This is a genomic window from Acidiphilium sp. C61 (assembly GCF_905116885.1).
In the GTDB taxonomy this organism is placed as follows: Bacteria; Pseudomonadota; Alphaproteobacteria; order Acetobacterales; family Acetobacteraceae; genus Acidiphilium.
Genome location: NZ_CAJHNI010000005.1, coordinates 2,678,140 through 2,695,293, shown reverse-complemented (window position 1 = coordinate 2,695,293; position 17,154 = coordinate 2,678,140). Strand labels below are relative to the sequence as shown.

The 17,154-nt window shown below is 70.3% G+C and carries 12 protein-coding genes; 3 read left to right on the top strand and 9 right to left on the bottom strand.

What is annotated here, in order from left to right; genetic code table 11:
- Window positions 1-73 precede the first annotated feature (73 nt).
- The 3 genes from HUW10_RS15470 (at window position 74) to HUW10_RS15460 (ending at window position 2,324) form a co-directional block, all read left to right on the top strand.
- A complete protein-coding gene (locus HUW10_RS15470; protein WP_174504301.1) occupies window positions 74-421 on the top strand; it encodes a helix-turn-helix transcriptional regulator in 348 nt (115 codons plus the stop codon).
- A 30-nt stretch (window positions 422-451) separates the two neighbouring features.
- Window positions 452-1,519 carry an alkene reductase gene (locus HUW10_RS15465; RefSeq protein ID WP_174504300.1) on the top strand — a complete coding sequence of 356 codons (1,068 nt, stop codon included), beginning with the start codon at window positions 452-454 and terminating at the stop codon, window positions 1,517-1,519.
- 61 nt (window positions 1,520-1,580) lie between these two features.
- Window positions 1,581-2,324 (top strand): SDR family NAD(P)-dependent oxidoreductase, encoded by a 744-nt coding sequence (locus HUW10_RS15460; protein ID WP_174504299.1) that lies wholly within the window; start codon window positions 1,581-1,583, stop codon window positions 2,322-2,324.
- A 72-nt stretch (window positions 2,325-2,396) separates the two neighbouring features.
- Here HUW10_RS15460 and HUW10_RS18560 read toward each other — a convergent pair whose 3' ends face one another.
- The 9 genes from HUW10_RS18560 to HUW10_RS15415 form a co-directional block, all read right to left on the bottom strand.
- Complete coding sequence (locus HUW10_RS18560) at window positions 2,397-6,371, bottom strand: translocation/assembly module TamB domain-containing protein (RefSeq protein WP_174504298.1); 3,975 nt, start codon at window positions 6,369-6,371, stop codon at window positions 2,397-2,399.
- Window positions 6,371-8,287: an autotransporter assembly complex family protein gene (locus HUW10_RS15450; protein ID WP_174504297.1), complete on the bottom strand. Its 1,917-nt coding sequence runs from the start codon at window positions 8,285-8,287 to the stop codon at window positions 6,371-6,373. The genes HUW10_RS18560 and HUW10_RS15450 overlap by 1 nt, the downstream gene beginning before the upstream one ends.
- Window positions 8,288-8,507: 220 nt before the next feature.
- Window positions 8,508-9,869, bottom strand: coding sequence for a UDP-glucose/GDP-mannose dehydrogenase family protein (locus HUW10_RS15445; RefSeq protein ID WP_174504296.1), 1,362 nt, complete (start codon window positions 9,867-9,869; stop codon window positions 8,508-8,510).
- A gap of 4 nt (window positions 9,870-9,873) precedes the next feature.
- Window positions 9,874-10,503 carry a histidine phosphatase family protein gene (locus HUW10_RS15440; protein ID WP_236656436.1) on the bottom strand — a complete coding sequence of 210 codons (630 nt, stop codon included), beginning with the start codon at window positions 10,501-10,503 and terminating at the stop codon, window positions 9,874-9,876.
- Entirely contained in the window at window positions 10,487-11,329 is an 843-nt protein-coding gene (locus tag HUW10_RS15435; protein WP_174504294.1) for a hypothetical protein, read from the bottom strand. The genes HUW10_RS15440 and HUW10_RS15435 overlap by 17 nt, the downstream gene beginning before the upstream one ends.
- Window positions 11,326-13,134 (bottom strand): ABC transporter ATP-binding protein, encoded by a 1,809-nt coding sequence (locus HUW10_RS15430; protein ID WP_174504293.1) that lies wholly within the window; start codon window positions 13,132-13,134, stop codon window positions 11,326-11,328. Before HUW10_RS15430 ends, HUW10_RS15435 begins: the two co-directional genes overlap by 4 nt.
- Entirely contained in the window at window positions 13,131-14,330 is a 1,200-nt protein-coding gene (locus HUW10_RS15425; protein ID WP_174504292.1) for a glycosyltransferase family 4 protein, read from the bottom strand. The genes HUW10_RS15430 and HUW10_RS15425 overlap by 4 nt, the downstream gene beginning before the upstream one ends.
- Entirely contained in the window at window positions 14,327-15,694 is a 1,368-nt protein-coding gene (locus HUW10_RS15420; protein WP_174504291.1) for a glycosyltransferase, read from the bottom strand. The genes HUW10_RS15425 and HUW10_RS15420 overlap by 4 nt, the downstream gene beginning before the upstream one ends.
- Window positions 15,694-17,115, bottom strand: a complete 1,422-nt coding sequence (locus HUW10_RS15415; RefSeq protein WP_174504290.1) for a glycosyltransferase family protein — start codon at window positions 17,113-17,115, stop codon at window positions 15,694-15,696. The genes HUW10_RS15420 and HUW10_RS15415 overlap by 1 nt, the downstream gene beginning before the upstream one ends.
- Window positions 17,116-17,154 lie beyond the last annotated feature (39 nt).

The window sequence follows — 17,154 nt, the reverse complement described above, 5'->3', positions numbered from 1 at the left end:
GCGCATCCCTGCCCTGCATAAATTCACAAAACCCGATCTTCATATCGGATTTTTCCGATCCATCTATCGTTGCATGACGATCGATGCCGATCATGACCGCGCGCCGGATCTGGATGAAGGGCTGAAGGCCCTGGTGCATCCGGTGCGGCGCGCGATCCTTGCCAAGCTCGCCGATCCGGAACGGCATTTCGTCGGGCAGCCGCACCCGCTCTCCTTCGGCGTCTGCGCGAAGGAGATCGAGCGGAGCTGCCCGCTGTCGCAATCGAGCATTTCGGCCCATCTCGCCGCCCTTCACGCGGCGGGGCTGGTCGAGACAAGGCGGGTTGGAACCTTCGTGTTCTACCGGCGCAATGACGGCGCGATCGAAGCGCTGATCAGGGGACTCGCGAAATCCCTTGGTCTGCCCGAAACCACTCCCTGAAGTCGCAGCATCAACCCGAAAGGCTGATCCATGTCGAAACTGTTTGAACCCCTGCAGGCAGGCGCCTTCACCTTGCGCAACCGCATCGTCATGGCGCCGCTGACCCGCGCGCGGTCCGGCGAGGCGCGCCTCCCCAACGCGCTGATGGGGCAATATTACGCGCAGCGCGCCGAGGCCGGAATGATCCTCTCCGAGGCGACCTCGGTGACGCCGATGGGCGTCGGCTATGCCGCGACACCGGGCCTGTGGTCCGATGAGCAGGTGGCGGGCTGGCGCATCGTCACCGAGGCGGTGCATCGCGAGGGCGGCATCATCCTCGCCCAGCTCTGGCATGTCGGGCGGATTTCCGACCCCATCTTCCTGAACGGCGAACTGCCCGTCGCCCCCAGCGCGATCGCCGCCGAGGGACATGTGAGCCTGGTGCGGCCGGAACGGCCCTTCGTGACGCCGCGCGCGCTAGAGACCGACGAGATTCCGGGCGTGATCGAGGCCTACCGGGTCGCGGCGCAGAACGCCAAGGCGGCCGGCTTCGACGGTGTCGAAGTGCATGGCGCGAACGGCTACCTGCTCGACCAGTTCCTGCAGGATTCGACCAACAAGCGCACCGACCGGTATGGCGGCTCGATCGAGAACCGCGCGCGGCTGCTGCTGGAGGTGACGGACGCGGTGATCGGCGTCTGGGGTGCCGACCGGGTGGGCGTGCATCTTTCGCCGCGCGGCGATGCGCACTCGATGGGCGATTCCGACAAGCTCGGCTTGTTCACCCATGTCGCCACCGAACTCGGCAAGCGGAAGATCGCCTTCATCGCGGCGCGCGAGCACAAGGCGGCGGACTGGATCGGGCCGAAGCTGAAGGCGGCGTTCGGCGGGGTGTATATCGCCAACGAGAAATTCACCCGCGAGAGCGCCGAGGCGGCGATCGAGGCGGGCGAGGTGGATGCGGTGGCCTTTGGCCAGCTCTACATCGCCAACCCCGACCTGGTTGCCCGCTTCCGCAACGGGCTGGCGCTGAACCCGCCCGATATGTCGACCTTCTACCAGGGCGGCGCCGAGGGCTATACCGACTATCCGACGGCGGCCAAGCAGAAGGCGGCCTGAACCGGCGGGCCGGGGCGCGTTTGCTCCGGCCATCCCACAACATGAAGGCGAGGAGCGGGCGATGCGGTTTGCGGGCAGGAAGGTCGTGGTGATGGGCGGAAGCCGGGGAATCGGCCTCGCCATCGCGATGGGATTTGCCGCCGAGGGAGCCGCGGTCGCGATCTGTGCCCGCGGCGCTGAGGCGCTGGACGTGGCGCGGCGCGAAATCGCCGGGCATGGCGGGGTGGTGTTCGCCGCCCCCTGCGACCTTGCCGATGCGGAACGGATCGCCCGGTTCGTGCCGGACGCCGCCGCCGCCCTGGGTGGCATCGACATTCTGGTGAACAATGCCTCGGGCTTCGGGATGACCGATGACGAGGCGGGCTGGGCCGCCGCGATCGGGGTGGATGTGATGGCGGTGGTGCGGGCGAGCCATGCCGCCCTGCCCTTCCTCGAGGCCGCCGAGGGGGCCGCGATCGTCAATCTCGCTTCGATTTCCGGCCTGCGCGCCTCGACCCGCAGCCAGCCCTATGCGGCGGTGAAGGCGGCGGTGATCAACTACACGATGTCGCAGGCGGCGACGCTGGCACCAAAGCGGATCCGGGTGAACGCAATCTCGCCCGGCTCGATCGCCTTTCCCGGCGGTCTGTGGGAACAGCGCAAGACGACCAATCCGAAGCTCTACGAGACGACCCTCGCCTCGATTCCGTTCGGGCGGTTCGGCACGGCGGAGGAAATCGCCGAGGTGGCGATGTTCCTGGCCTCGCCGGCGGCGCGCTGGGTGACGGGGCAGAATATCGTCGTCGATGGCGGGCAGCTGTTATAGAGCACGTTCCGATCCATCCGGATCGGATGCCGTGCTCTGCCACATTGATAAAGATGCTCTGAACCCGCCTGCTCAATAGTCGAACTGGTAGGTCAGCCCGACCGATTCGCCGGGGCCGGTGCTGCCGCCGGTCCCGCTGTTGGACTGCACCTCGGTTTTCAGTTTCAGCCCCTTGTAGAGATTGATCTCGACCTTGGCACCGGTGCCGCCGCCGGTGGCCGATTGCTGCGCGCCGACATAAACCCCGGGGGCGACGTAGCGGCCGGCATTGATCGTCGGCGCGCTGGTGCCGCCGCCGATCGAGAGCTGGTCGAGCCCGAGCGCCTTGCGCAGCCCGCCGACCACATCCGGCCCGCCGCCACCGATACCGGCGAGATCGGCCAACGAGGCGGCGAGCGAGGCGGCCTGCAGCGCCGAGAGACTCTGCGAGCTGGTGCCGTAGAGCAGATGCGCCAGCACCTCGTCCGACGGCAAGGACGGGAGGCTGGAGAGGGAAATCTTCGGCGCGCTGGCAGCGCCCGTCAGCGCCAGCGTCGAGACGGTGCCGTCCGAGGCGGTGCCGCTCACTTCGAGGTCGATCACCGGGATCATGCCGTTGCCGTTGAAGTGGACGGTGCCGCGGCTGAGATCGAGCGTCTTGCCGCCAAGATTGAAATAGCCGCGGATCAGGTGGAAGCCGCCGGTAGGCTGCGGTGCGGCGAGCGTGCCGCCGACATGCAGGCGCCCGCCGAGATTGGCGAACAGCCCTTTGCCGCGCACGAAGACCTCGTTGCGGGCATCGACCGTGAGGTCGAGCGCCACGGGTGGCGCCGGGGCGGCGGGTGGCGGCGGACGGGCGCCCTTGCGCCGGATGTCGAGCCTGACCACCGAGGGCGGCAGGCCCTGCGGAATCTGGATATTCGCCGTCTCGATCGCGACGGTGCCGGCGAGCCTGGCGCCGGTGTCGATATCGCCGGTGAGGCTGAGCGCGCCGCCGAGGCGTTCGGTCAGGATGTCGCTCGCGATCGGGCTCGCGTGATGGAAGGCGAGCCGCAGATCGACCGGCATCGGTTTGGCGAGACCGAAACTGCCGGAGCCGTCGATCGTGCCAGCCCCGGCCTTGGCCGAGAGACGGTCGAGCCGGATGGTGCGACCGGCGGCGGTGATCGTGGCGTCGATCGCCGAGAGGTCGAGCCCGCTGGCGATGTTCTGCACCCGGCCGCCGGCCAGGGTGAGCGTGCCGGCGGCGCGGGGCGCGGCCAGCGTGCCGGTGACGCGGAGATCCGGCGTCACGGTGCCGCCGACCGCGGTGCCGCCGGCTGCGGTGAGCGGGTCGAGAAGGTGGAGATTGGCGGTTCCGGTCAGAGCAAGGTCGATCGCTCCGGCGGCCGCCAGCGGCGCGGTGCCGGTGAGGGTGAGATCCGCCCGGTTGCCGAGGGCAAGGCGCGCGGTGCCGCGGGCGCTGTGGCCGAGCAGGGTTTCATGCGCGGTGAGATCGGCCGGCGGCAGCGAGGCGGCGGGGCCGGTGAGCAGGCGCATGGATGTCGCCGCGAGATCGACCGTGCCGCGCGGCGCGCGCGGCGTGCCGGTCAGCCGGGCGCGGGCGGTGACGATGCCGGAGGCGGTGAGTTTCGGATCGGCCGCGTGCAGCAGCGAGGCCGAGAGATTGTCGAGCCGGAACGACAGGTCCATCGGGCCGGTGAGCGCAAGCGGGGCGGTGCCGTCGAGGCTGAGACGGGCAGGGCCGAGCGTTGCGGCGATGGTGCCGCGCAGGGCGTGGCCGAGCAGCGTCTCGCGGGCGGCAATGGTTGCGCGCGGCAGCTTCGCAGCCGTGCCGGACGCGAGGCCGAGCCCCCTGCCCTGCAGCGCGATCGTCCCGGTGGGGGCGGCGAGCGTGCCGGTGAGATGGGCGGTGGCGTCGAGCAGGCCGGTGGCGGCGAGGTTGGGATCGACGGCGCGGGCGATGCCGGCGGGGAGATTGGCGATTTTCGCATCGAGGGCGAGCGACGGGCGGATGGTGCCGTCGGCGGTGATTCGCGCCGCACCGCCGAGCCCGCCCAGGGCGAGGGCGAGATGGTGGATTTCGGTGGTCGCCCCTGCGCTGATGGTGGCGAGGCCAAGCAGGCGGGCGGTGACGCCGCGGGCGGCGGCATCGAGTTTCGCGAGGTGGATGGTGCGGGTCTTGCCATCGAGTGTCGCGGCGAGATCGAGCTGCGCCGGCTTGCCGGCGAGGCGCGCGAAACGGCCGGCGGCAGTAACGGCGAGCGCGGCCGCGCTGCCTTTGGCGGTGAGGGTCAGGTTGCCCGCTGCCGCCTTGCTGTCGAGGCCGGTGAGGGTCACGGTCGCGTCGATCGCTTGGGGCGTGGCGAGATGGTCGATCGTCGCGTCGATCCGCGCGGCGCGAAGGGCGGCGACGGTACCATAGGCGAGGTGGCTGGCGGTGAGCGCGATGGCGGCGGGCTGGCCGGAATGGTGGGTGAAATCGGCGGCGAACGCGCCGGCGAGCTTCATGTGCAGCAGTGGGGCGAGATCGGCGAGGCGCGTCATCGCGATGTGAATCGCGCCGTCCGGCAGCATCGCGCCCGGGGCGCGGGTGATGCGCCCCTGCCCCCGCAGCGATTTCCAGGACAGGGTTTTGAGGTCGAGATCGATCGCGCCGGCGGCGCTGCGGGCGAAAGTGGCGCTGAGCGAGAGCGGGGAATCGTAGAGCGCGCCGGTGCCCGTGAGCTGTCCCTGCGGCGCGCCGGGCAGGTTGGTGGCGTCGATCGCGAGGTGGAACGGGCCGGATTGCACGCCCTTCGCGGTTGCCAGACCATCCACCGTGCCGTGCAGGGCGAGATTGTCGGGCGGGCCGGCGAGGTCGAGATGTTCGGTGACGTGGCCGGCGAGTTGCGGCGCGATGAGGGCGAGATCGGGCTGGGTGAACGTGCCCTTGAGCGCGAGATGCGACCGTGCGGCGGTGCCGGCGAGCTTTGCCCTTAGCGCCGCCATGTCGAGCGTCAGGCTGTGGATGGTGGTGATGCCGTGGGCCAGGGTGAAATCGCCCGCGAGCGTCGCGCGCTTGCCGACCAGGACGGGGACGGGTTTCGCCGCCTGCGTGATCTCAACCGTGTCGTCGAAGTGAAGTGTCGTGGCGTCGCCTCGATGTTTCGCGACGAGGTGCAGCACGGTGCGGCCGCCGAGCGTCTGCTTGCCGAGGGCGGCATAGGGCGCGAGTTCGGGAATGATGATGGTGAGATCGGCGCCGGGAGTGGCTGGCGAGAGGTCGACCGTGCCGGTGCCGTGCGCCTTGAGATCGCCGAGGGCGCTGGCGAAGTGCAGGGCGGCGGCATTGCGCGGGCCAGCGATGGTCAGCGAGAGATCGACAGGTTGCTTCGCGAGATCGGGCTGGCTGGCGGTGCCGGCGAAGGCGGCGATGGGGCCGCCGGGCGGTTCGTGGACGGTGAGATGCGCGTTCACCCTGTTGGCATCGAGGGTCGCGGCGAGGCGGTAGGTGCCGGGAGCGCCGAGCGAGGGGCCTTCGAGCGAGGTAGCGTCAAGCGTGGCGGCGATGTCGTCGAGCGATTTCGCGCGGGCCTGGCCGGTGATGTTCAGCGCGAGCGTGTGGCCGAGCACGGGTTTCGCGAGAGCAAGACGGCCGATTTCGAGACGGTGCAGGACCAGCGAGAGGTTCGGGATGCTGCTCGCGGCGGATTGTTTCGGCTTCGGTTTCGCGGCTGCGGGCGCGGGCCGGCGCAGGACGTCGATGCGTTTCGCGGCAAGCTCGCCGATGTCGATCCTGCGGTGCAGGAGCGCAAGCGGCGACCAGCGGAGGACGGCATCGTCGATGACGAGATACTGGCGCTTGCGATCGGCGATCGCGATGCGCCGTGCCGCGATGTATTTCGGGAAATGGCCGGCGAGGCCGGCGATCCTGACCGTGCCGCCGGAGAGCGCGCCGATCTCGTGCGTGGCGAAGGCGCGGCCGGCGCCAGTGTTCAGCGCGATGTCGAGCGCGAGGATGGCAAGGACCGGCAGGGCGATCAGGATGCCGGCGATCCAGAGGATGATCTTGAAGACCCGGCGCATCAGAAGGCCTGTCCGAGACCGATATAGACGGCGACGGAAGCGCTGCCGGGCGCACGGTTGAGCGGGACGCCGACATCGACGCGTAGCGGGCCGATGCCGGTGTAATAGAGCAGGCCGAGGCCGGCGCCGATGCGCAGCGTGCCGGTGAAGGGCGTGCCATGGGCCGAGACCTGGCCGGCATCGATGAAGGGGGCGATGCCGAAATGCTTGCCGATGCGCTGGCGGAACTCGGTTTCCAGCGCGTCGATCGCGGTGCCGCCCTGGGGGATGCCATCGGGGAAGAGCGGGCCGACCGTCTGGTAGGTGAAGCCGCGCACCGTGCCGGTGCCGCCGGCATAGAAGCGCTGGTCGGGCGGGATGCCGAATTGCGAGCCGCCGAAGATGCGGCCGAGCACGCCATGCAGCGCCAGCACGCCGCGGCCGGGCGCTTCGAGATTGATGTAGGTGCTGCCTGTAAGTTCGGTGATGACGAAAGGCTGTACGCCAGCACCGAGGGACAGGCTCGGGGTGACGCGCAGGGTGAGCTTCACGCCGCGCGTGGGGTCGAGGAGCGAATTTGCCGTGTCGTAGGAGAGGGTTACGGGAAGCTGGGCGAGGCGGTAGGTGCGGCTTTCGCCCTCCTGGTTCACCTTCTCGAAGATAAAGCCGGCGCCGTAATCGAGCGTCAGATGCGGGCCGAGCGGGCGCGCAGCGATGGCGCGGCCGAGAAAGGCGGTGCGGCTATAGGCCGGCAGGTATTGCTTGAGCGCCTCGATCGTCGCGGCGATCGACTGGCCGGGGCGGATGAAATCGGGCACCCGATAGGTCGCCTTCGCATCGTAGCCGGGGGCGACGACATACGTGTGCTTGCCGAAGGTCGCGGTCTGGCTGCGGCCGCTGCCGGCGATGCCGGTGGCGCCGAGCGACAAGATCAGGCTCTGCGCCCCGCCGAACAGGTTGCGGTCGGTCCAGGAGACATTGGCATCGATGCCGAGATCGGAGGAATAGGACGCACCGAGTGCCACGGTATGGCGCTTGCGCTCGCGCACCGCGAAGGCGATGGGCACCTGCCCGGCGGGGTGCGGTGAAGCGGCCGTGTGGACGGTGACGGAAGAAAACACGCCGAGGCCGAGCAACTGGTCGCGCGCCGCGTCCAGCGCCGTCTGGCTGTAGCGCTGGCCGGGCTTGAGCGCGATGTGCCGCGCCATGAAGCGGCGGTGCATCCGCTGCATGCCGGTGAAGGTGATGGCGCCGACATCGACGCGCTTGCCCATCGTCACCGGATAGGTGACGGCGAGCGTATGCGTCGTGTCATCGGCCTCGGCGACGGGCGGGGCGACGTTCGCGAAGGCGTAGCCGAGATTGCGCAGCTTCGTCTCCAGGCGGGACGCGGCGGCGACGAGCGGGGCAGCGGTGGCGGGCTCGCCCGGCTTCACGCCGAGTGAAGCGGCGGCGGCGGGATCGGTGAGGCCGGGGGTGCTGATGACGCCAACGTGATAGAGCGGGCCTTGCACGATCGCCACGCGGACGCGGGCGGGCGGGTTCGCCGGCGCCTTGCGCAGCAGGTCGGGCAAGGCGGGGTCGGACAAGGCATGACCGTCGATGGTGATGCTGATCGTGCCGGAATCGTAGCCCTCGCTTTCCAGCACGGTGCGGAACGTGTCGAGATCGGCGCGGGCGCGGGCGATCAGCGCGAAGGGGCCGACCGCGAGCTTGCCGCGAAGGGTTTCGAGGCTCGAACTCTGGCGGATCAGCGTGTCGAGCGGGGCGTTGCCGGTGGCCGCGAAAGCGACGTCATAGGGTTGCGGCTCGGCGGCATGGGCGACTTGTGCCGGAAGCAGCGCGCCCGCGGCGAGGACGAGCCCGACGACGGGCACGAAACCGGGCAGGATGCGCGGCAGCCCGCGCGTCGCACTGCGAATTCCTCGCTCCTCCATTATTTTACACATAGGGGCGGACGAGAGGATGCGCCATGTCGCCAAACGAACAGCGCGGCTCACGATCCTGTGATTTTTGACCCTTCGAATGTCATCCGGTGCGCGAAGATGATATTCTAGAGCACGTTCCGATCCATCAGGATCGGATGTCGTGCTCTATCATATTGATAACTAGAGCATCTTTATCCGATCAGATGATTCCATCTGATCGGATGATGCTCTAATCCGCCGCCGCGAGCGCCAGCTCCACCTCGCCGGCACGTGCTCGATGCGGCGCCGGCCGGCCGATCGCGTGGTGATCGAGCCCCGCCGCACGCATCGCCGCCGGGTCGAACACGTTGCGCAGATCGACGACGACGCGCCCGCGCATCGTCGCGCGCAGCCAGTCCGGCGCCAGGGCGCGGAACTCGTTCCATTCGGTGACCAGCACCGCGCCATCCGCGCCGGCAAGCGCCGCGGCGGCACTCGGCGCATAGACCACCTCCGCCGGCAGATCCCGCCGCGCCTGCTCCATCCCGGCCGGATCATAGGCCACCACCTCGGCGCCAAGCTCGACCAGCCGGTGCACGATCTGAATCGCCGGGGAGTCGCGCATGTCGTCGGTCTCCGGCTTGAAGGTCAGGCCCAGCACGGCGATCCGCTGCCGCCGCACCGTGCCGCCGAAGGCTGCGAGAATCCGCCCGGCCATCCCGGCCTTGCGCGCCTCGTTCACGCTCACGACGGTCTCGACCAGCCGCGCCGGCGCATGCGCATCCTGGGCGATCCGCATCAGCGCCTGGGTATCCTTCGGGAAGCACGAGCCGCCGAAGCCGGGGCCGGGATGCAGGAATTTCGGGCCGATCCGCCGGTCGAGCCCCATGCCGCGGGCGAGTTCGTGAACATCCGCCCCGACCTGCTCGCACAGATCCGCCATCTCGTTGATGAAGGTGATCTTCATCGCGAGGAAGGCGTTGGTCGCGTATTTGATCAGCTCCGCCGTCTCCAGCCCGGTGCAGAGCAGCGTCACCCCGGCCGGGTTGAGCGGGCGGTAGAGCGCGCGCAGCACCGCCTCGGCCTGCGCGCTGTCGGTGCCGACGACGATCCGGTCCGGCCGCATGAAATCCTCGATCGCACTGCCCTCGCGCAGGAATTCCGGGTTCGAGGCCACAGCCACGTCGAGATCCGGCCGGATTTCGCGCATCAGCGCGGCGAGCCGCCGCCCGGTGCCCACCGGCACGGTCGATTTCGTCACCAGCACGGTCGGCCCCGGCAATGCAGCGGCCAGCTCGGCGGCGGCGGCGAACACATGGGACAGGTCGGCATGGCCATCGCCCCGGCGCGACGGCGTGCCGACGGCGAGGAACACGGCGTCGGCGCCGGGCAGCGCGCGGTCGAGCGCGGTTTCGAAGCGCAGCCGCCCCGCCCGCACGGAGTCGGCGACCAGCCGGTCCAGCCCCGGCTCATAGATCGGAATCCGCCCGGCCTGGAGCGCCTCGATGCGGCACGGATCCTTCTCCACGACGATCACCTCGGTGCCCATGCTGGCGAAGCAGGCACCGGAGACGAGCCCCACATAGCCGGCGCCGATCATGACGATGCGCATCGGTTCACTCCACGGTTTCATGATGGAAAGGCGGCGCCGCGACAGCCGCGCCGCAAAGGGAGAAGCGCCGCACCGCGCCCGGTGCGATCCTGATGCCGCGAAACCCGTCATCGCCGCGCCCTTCGGCGTCGAGACAGGCGAGGCGGATCATCCCGGCATGGGTGACGGCTAGAACGGCCCCGCCCTGCTCCGGCAGATCGGCGAGAAATCCATGCAGCCGCGCCCGCGCCTCGGAAAGCGTCTCGCCGCCGGGAAAGCGCATCCCGCCGGGATCGCGCTTCCAGCGCCGCAGCGCCTCGGGTGTCGCGGCGCGGATTTCGGCCTGGGTGCGTCCCTCCCAGTCGCCGAACGCGATCTCGGCCAGCCGGTCATCGACGATCACCGCGACGTCGCCACGCCGCGCGGCGATGCAGCCGGCCGTCTGCCGCGCCCGCAGCAGCGGGCTGGAATAGATCGAAGCGAGCGGCTCGTCGCCCAGCGCGGCGGCAAGCCCGGCGGCATCCGCCCAGCCCTCGGGCGAGAGCGGCTGGTCGCTGCGCCCCTGATAACGGCCCTCGCCGGTCCATGCCGTCCGTCCATGCCGGGCGAGCAGCAGCGCCCGGCCGCCGGCGCGCGGGTCAGTAATGCACCGCAACGCCCAGCTCCACCCGGCTGCCGGCATGAATCCCCTCGCCCGCCACGTTCACCTCGTAGAGCAGGAACGGCCGGACCGTCTTGGTCAGCCGCCAGGTCAGGCCGACCGCCGGCCGCACCAGATTGTAGATCTCGCCCTGCGCGCCGGGCGGAATCGTGCCGCTCTGCCGGATCGTCTTCACCGCGAACACCTCGCCGGTCAGCGCGAGGCGGCGGGTGAGATGGAGCGAGAGATCGATCGTCGCGCGCAGCTGCGTCGCCGCACCGTCGAGGAAAACCCGCGCCCCCGTGACCATCGTCAGGCTGCCCCAGGGCCGCGAGATCCCGGCCTGGAAATCCGGCTCCACCGACCAACGCCCGGTGCCGAGCGCGGGCGAGGGCTTCGTCCGCCCCGCCGGGACGATGACGTTCAGCGTGAGAGAATCGGCGAAACGCGGCGTCTGGACCAGCCCGTAATTCAGGCCGATCTCCTCGTCCTGCAGGCCGGATGAAACGCTCGCTACCGGCCGGTGGTGACGGTCGGCGAAGCTGCGCACCCGGCCGCCGCGCAGATCGTATTCGATCGACAGGCCATCCCCGATCCCCTGCACGCCGGTGACGCGATATTGCGTCGAACTCTCGCTCGAGCCGCGCAGCGCATTGGTGGTGAAGCCGCCGGCGGGAAACGCCTGGTTGCCGTGAAACAGCCGCACCATCGGCTTGACGACGCCATCCCCCGAAGCCGGAATCCAGGGATCGGCGCGGGCGGCGCGCAGCGGCGCGGCAAGCGCCGCACCGGCGGCAAGGGCGGCGAGCAGGCGCGGAACGGCAGACGCGGAACGGGTCATTGAGCCACCAGACGGAGTTGGGGAGCGGGAGAATCATCGCGCAGCGCCTGCCAGAGCGCGGCATATCGCCCGCCCTCGGCCAGCAGCGCGTCATGCGTGCCGCGCTGGACGATGCGGCCATCGTCGAGCACCAGGATTTCGTCGGCGGCGCGCACGGTGGAAAGCCGGTGCGCGATCACCAGGGCGGCGCGGTTCGCCGCCAGCCGGTCGAGCGCCGCCATCACCCGCCGCTCGGTGCCGGCATCAAGGCTGCTGCTCGGCTCGTCGAGAATGACGATCGGCGCATCGCACAGCATGGCGCGGGCGATGGCGATGCACTGGCGCTGGCCGCCAGACAGGCTCTGCCCGCGCTCGGCGACCATGGTGTCGAACCCGTCGGGCAGGCCCTCGACCACCGCATCGATCCCGACCGCGCGCGCCGCCGCGATCGCCTCGTCCCGCCCTGCGCCCTCGCGCCCATAGGCGATGTTTTCCCAAACGCTCGCCTGGAACAGCACCGGGTCCTGCAGCACGAGAGCCACCTGCCGGCGCAGATCCGCGAGGCGCACGCCGCGGATATCCTGCCCGTCGAGCAGCACGGCACCGGATGTCGCGTCGTAGAAGCGCGGGATCAGGCTCGCGATCGTGCTCTTGCCCGAGCCGGTCGCGCCCACCAGCGCGATGGTGCGCCCGGCCTCCAGCGCGAAGGAGACGCCGTGCAGCACCTCGTGATCGTCGCGGTAGCCGAACCCGACCTCGCGGAATTCGATCCGCGTCGCCCGCCCGGCAAAGGGAAGCGCATCCCGCACCTCGGCGACGCTCGACCGCTCGGCCCGGTATTCGCCGATCCGCTCGATCGCGACGGATGCCCGGCCGAACACCCGCCCGGTCTTGGCGAGCTGCCGCGCCGGGGTGGCGATGCCGCGCAGATAGGCGAGAAAGATCAGCAATTCCCCCGGCGTGAGCGTGCCGCGAATCACCGTCGCCGCGCCATACCAGGCGATCGCCCCGGTCGCGACCGCGATGGCGAGGTTCATCGCCGGGCTGAACTGCGCCTGCACCGCATTGGCATGCAGCCCGGCCTCGAGGCTGCGCCCGGCATGGGCGCCGAACCGCCCGTCCTCGTGCGGCTCGCGGCCGAAGGCCTGCACCACCTGCACGCTGCCGAGGATTTCCTGCATCACGCCACTCAGCGTCGTCTCGTGCCGTCGCACCTGGCGCAGCGCGTTGCGCAGCCGCCCCGTATAGACCCGCGCGATCCAGAACAGCAGCGGTGCGACCGACAGCGCGATCAGCGCATACCGCCAGTCGATCAGCAGCATCACCGTCGCCATGCCGAGAATGGTCAGCCCGTGCGGCAGCAGGTCGATCCCCACCGCGACGATGAAATCCTGCAATTGCCGCACATCGCCGGTCAGCCGCGCCATCAGCTCGCCGGCGCGCTGGCGGCGGTGAAAGGCGAGCGACAGGCGTTGCAGATGCGCGAACAGATCGGCTCGGATGGCAAACACGATCCGCTGCCCCGCATCGAGAAACAGCCGGTTGCCGAGATAGACCAGCAGCGCATCGGCGATACCGAGCCCGAGCATGGCGAGGCCGAGCGTGTCGAGCAGCGCCATCCGGTGGGTCAGCGGATCGGGCAGCACGCCGTGCAGCCAGGGCGCCAGCCGGCGCTGGAAGATCACGTTGTCGATGATAAATTTCAGCGGCCAGGGCAGCATCAGCAAAACGCCGGCCCGCGCCGCCATCACCGCCGTGCCGGCCGAAAGGGCGCGCCATTCGGGCCGCAGATAAGCCCGCAGCCAGACGCCGCCCGGCCCGCTCATGCCGGCAACCGGGCCGGCGCGCAGGCGAGGCTGAACCGCACCACGTCGCGCCAGTCCCGCCCGGCAAGACCGGCACGTCCGCGCGCGCCCATCGCCCGGCAGCCCGCCGGATCATCGAGCAGGCGCGCCAGCGCGGCGCCGAGCGCACGCGTCTCGCCCGCCGGATAGAGCAGCCCGGTCTCGCCATCGGCGATGATCCCGCCGATCTCGCCGATCGCCGGGGCGATCACCGCGCGCCCGGCGGCGAGGGATTCGAAAATCTTGAGCGGCGAGAAATAGAAATCCGGCTGCGGCAGATAGGGGGCAACGGTGAAATCCATCGCCCCGAGCCAGGCCGGGATCTCGCCATGCGGAACCCGCCCCGGCAGCGTGACCCGCGCGCCGAGGCCGCGCGCCGCCACCAGCGCCGCCACCGCCTCGCGCTCCGGCCCGTCGCCCACCGCGACGAGATGCAACGCCGGATACCGCGCGGCGATTGTGGCAACCGCCTCGACCAGTCCGGCCACACCGTGCCAGGCCTTGAAACTGCCGATAAACCCGGCAATCCGCCGCCCGCCGAGGCCGAGCCGGGCGCGCAGCACCGCCCCCGCCGTATCGGCATCGGCGAAGCGGGCGAGATCGACCCCGTTGGGGACGACATGAACCCGGTCCGCCCGGCCGAGCACGGCGGCGACATGTGCGGCCACCTGCGGCGAGACGGCGATGATGGCATCCGCCCCGCGATAGGATTTTTCCTCCGCCGCCAGCGCCTCGTCCATCAGATGCAGTCCGCGAAACCGAAGCTGCTCCTCGACCAGCGGCGCGTTGACCTCGAGGATCCGCGGCACGCCGAGCCGCGCGGCAATGCACACGCCCGCGCGATGGAACAGCGCGTGGCGCTCATAGACGAGATCGGGCTTCACGCCGTACCGGTCCAGTGCCGCACAGATCCGGTCGCCGACCGAAAAATCATGCTCGATCCGCACGCGCTCGCGCCGCTCGATCTCGTTGCCGACCGACAGGTCCGCCGGCGGCGGCGCGAATTCGAGGATGCGCGCCGGCGGCGGCGGATTGCCGGTGCCGCGCGTGGTGCAGGCGAGGGTCACCTCATGGCCGAGCGATGAAGCCGCGGCGACGAATTCGCGGACATGGACCGAAGCGCCCTTGTCGCCCTCGACCGGAATGCCGCGATCGAGATTGAGATACAGGATCCTCACGACGATGCCCTTGCCAGCGATGAGGGTCCGGTGGGCGAATCGGCGCGAAACCGCGTCCCGCCGCTCTCCGGCGCCTCTGGCGCGCAGCCGGCGCAGCCGAGCAGCGCGTGCAGCCGGCGCGTCGTCGTCCACAGGTCGAACTCGCCTTCGAGCCGCGCCCGCCCGGCTTCGGCGAGACGCCGCGCCGTGGCGGGATCGGCCAGGATATCCTCGATCGCCGCGGCCAGCGCCGCCGGGTCGCGCGGCGGCACCAGCCGCCCGGTCTCGCCATCGCGCACCAGCTCGGGAATGCCGGACACGCTGGTCGAGACCACCGGCACGCCGATCGCCATCGCCTCGGCGATCACGTTGGGAATCCCGTCGCGGTCGCCATCCTCGGTGATTCGCGGCGCGAGCGCGAACACATCGGCGGTGGCGTAGAGCGCGATCAGGTCGGCATGCGTCATCGCGCCGTCGAGCGTCACCACCCCGTCCAGCCCATGCGCCGCGATCTGCGCCTGCAGCTCATCGCGCAGCGGCCCCTCGCCGATGATCCGGCAGCGAAAGGCAAGGCCGAGCCGGCGCAGCCGCGCACAGGCGGCGATCAGGTCGTCATGTCCTTTTTTCGGCACCAGCCGGCCGACCGAGAGGATCAGCGTCTCGCGGGCGGCCCCGGCCGCCTCGCCCTGCCGGCGCGCGCCGAACAGGCCGAGATCGATGCCGTGATAGACGAGCTTGATCTTGTCCGCCTCGCCCTCCAGCAGCCCGGCGAGATATTTCACGTTGTAGCCGGTGCATGTCGCAACGAAGCTGGCCGCCTGGGCGCGCTTGCGGATCACATGCGGCGGCGTGAGGTAGAGATCCTTGGCATGGGCGGTGAAGCTGAAGGGCAGCCCCGTCATCATGCTGGCGAACCACGCGGCGGCGGCCGGCGCGTTGGCGAAATGGGCGTGGATATGGCGGATGCCCTGGGCCCGGCACAGGCTCGCGATCACGCCGCCGCGCAGGAACTGCTTCCAGACCGAGAGCGGCCGCGGCGACCGGGCGGAAAACAGCATTGCCCGGCCGAAGGCGCCGAGATAGCGCGCGGGGGCGGCGGCGATGGCGCGGCCATGGGCGGCGGCAATCTGCCGGCGCCCCGCCGCCTCGCTCATCGGCGGCACGGGATGCAGCGGCGCCTCGACCTCGGCGACCATCGGGTGATGCGGCGGCGGCTCCGGCGGCAGCAGCGAGACGATGTGCAGCTTCGCCCCCAGCCGCTCCATCGCGCGGATCTCGTTGAGGATGAAGGTTTCCGTCAGCCGGGGATAGCGCTTCATGATGTAGACGACCGGCGCATCCCCGGCGGGAGACGCGGCGGAATCAAGGCTGGCGAAGACGGGCATCAGGCGATCTCCCACGCCGAGCCCGGCACATCCTGCCGCTTCCCGGCCAGGGCGGCGAGATGATCGGCCACCCGCTCGGCACCGTTGAGATCGAGCTGCGCCCAGGTTTCGGGCAGCGGCTCGGGGGCGGCGAGGGCGGCGGGAATCTCGCGTGCGAGATCGGCGGCGAGATCCGGCCCCTGCTCGATCGCGCGCACGAGGCCAAGACCCGCCAGCAGCCGCGCCCGCATCCGCTGCTCCGCCCGCGGGGCCGGCCGAGGCACCAGGATCGCCCGCTTGCGTGCGGCGATCAGCTCGGCGCTGGTGTTGTAGCCCGCCATCGCGATGACGAGATCAGCGGCCCGCAGGCTCGGCAGCGGATCGGTGATGTAGTCCACCAGCTCGACATCGTCGCGCCCGCCGGCGGCGGCGGCGAGAGCCGCGCGCTGCGCCGGCTGCATCAGCGGCCCGGTCACGATGACGGAGTGGAACGAAGCCGGCTGCCGCTGCGGCAGGGCGCGCAGATACGCCTCCATCAGCGCGAACCCGTCGCCGCCGCCGCCCGCCGTCACCAGCACGACCTTCCGCCCCGCCGCGCGGAGCACGGACCAGCACGGCGGCGCCCCCGCATTGCCCGGCAGCAGCAGGTCGGCAGCGACGACATGCCCGCAATAGCGCACCCGTCCGGCCGCCGCCCCGCCGATGCCATAGGCCTCCGCGACGTCGAACAGCGCGCGCGATCCATACACAAGGATGTCGTCATAGGCGTGGTCGAGCAGATCGGGGATGTCCTGCTCGGCCCAGGTCGCCCGCACCGTCTCCGGACTATCCAGAATGTCGCGCAGGCCGAGCATGACCCGGGTCTGCGGCATGTCGCGCCGCATCATCGCCAGCGTGGGCAATATCTCCCCGTTCATTCCCGCCGGCGCGTGATCGACGAGAAACACGTCCGGCCGGTAACGCAGCGCGAGGGTCAGGATCAGCGCGGCGCGATAGCCTTTCACCAGGCCGAAACTCTGCCCCGCCTCGCGCGCCTTGTAGGTTTCCGCGCCGGTCTTCACCACCGGCGGCAGCGGATGCACATGCAGCCCCGGCGGCAGGCGCCACTGCCCGATCACCGGCGAGCCGGTGAGCAGGTGAACCGCGAATTGCCGCGTGTCGAGCAGGCGCTCGGCGATGGCGAGGTTGCGGCGCAGATGCCCGAGGCCGAACGTGTCATGCGAATAGAGAAACACCACCGTCGGTCCGACCGGCCCGCCGCATCCCGGCATCCGCGCGCCGGCCCGGCGGGTCAGAAGGCCGCCCGGACGGCTTGCCGCCGCCGCGTCACCCTCCATCGCACCGCTGCCGAAGGGCGCGGCCGGGTCCATCCTCGTCTCCCGCCAGACAGCACCCGCGAACCCCGGCGCGCTGTCCCGCTCAACCACATGAACATCGCGCATACAGGGTTCCTTTCCACTGCCGGTGTCGCGCTGTTATCG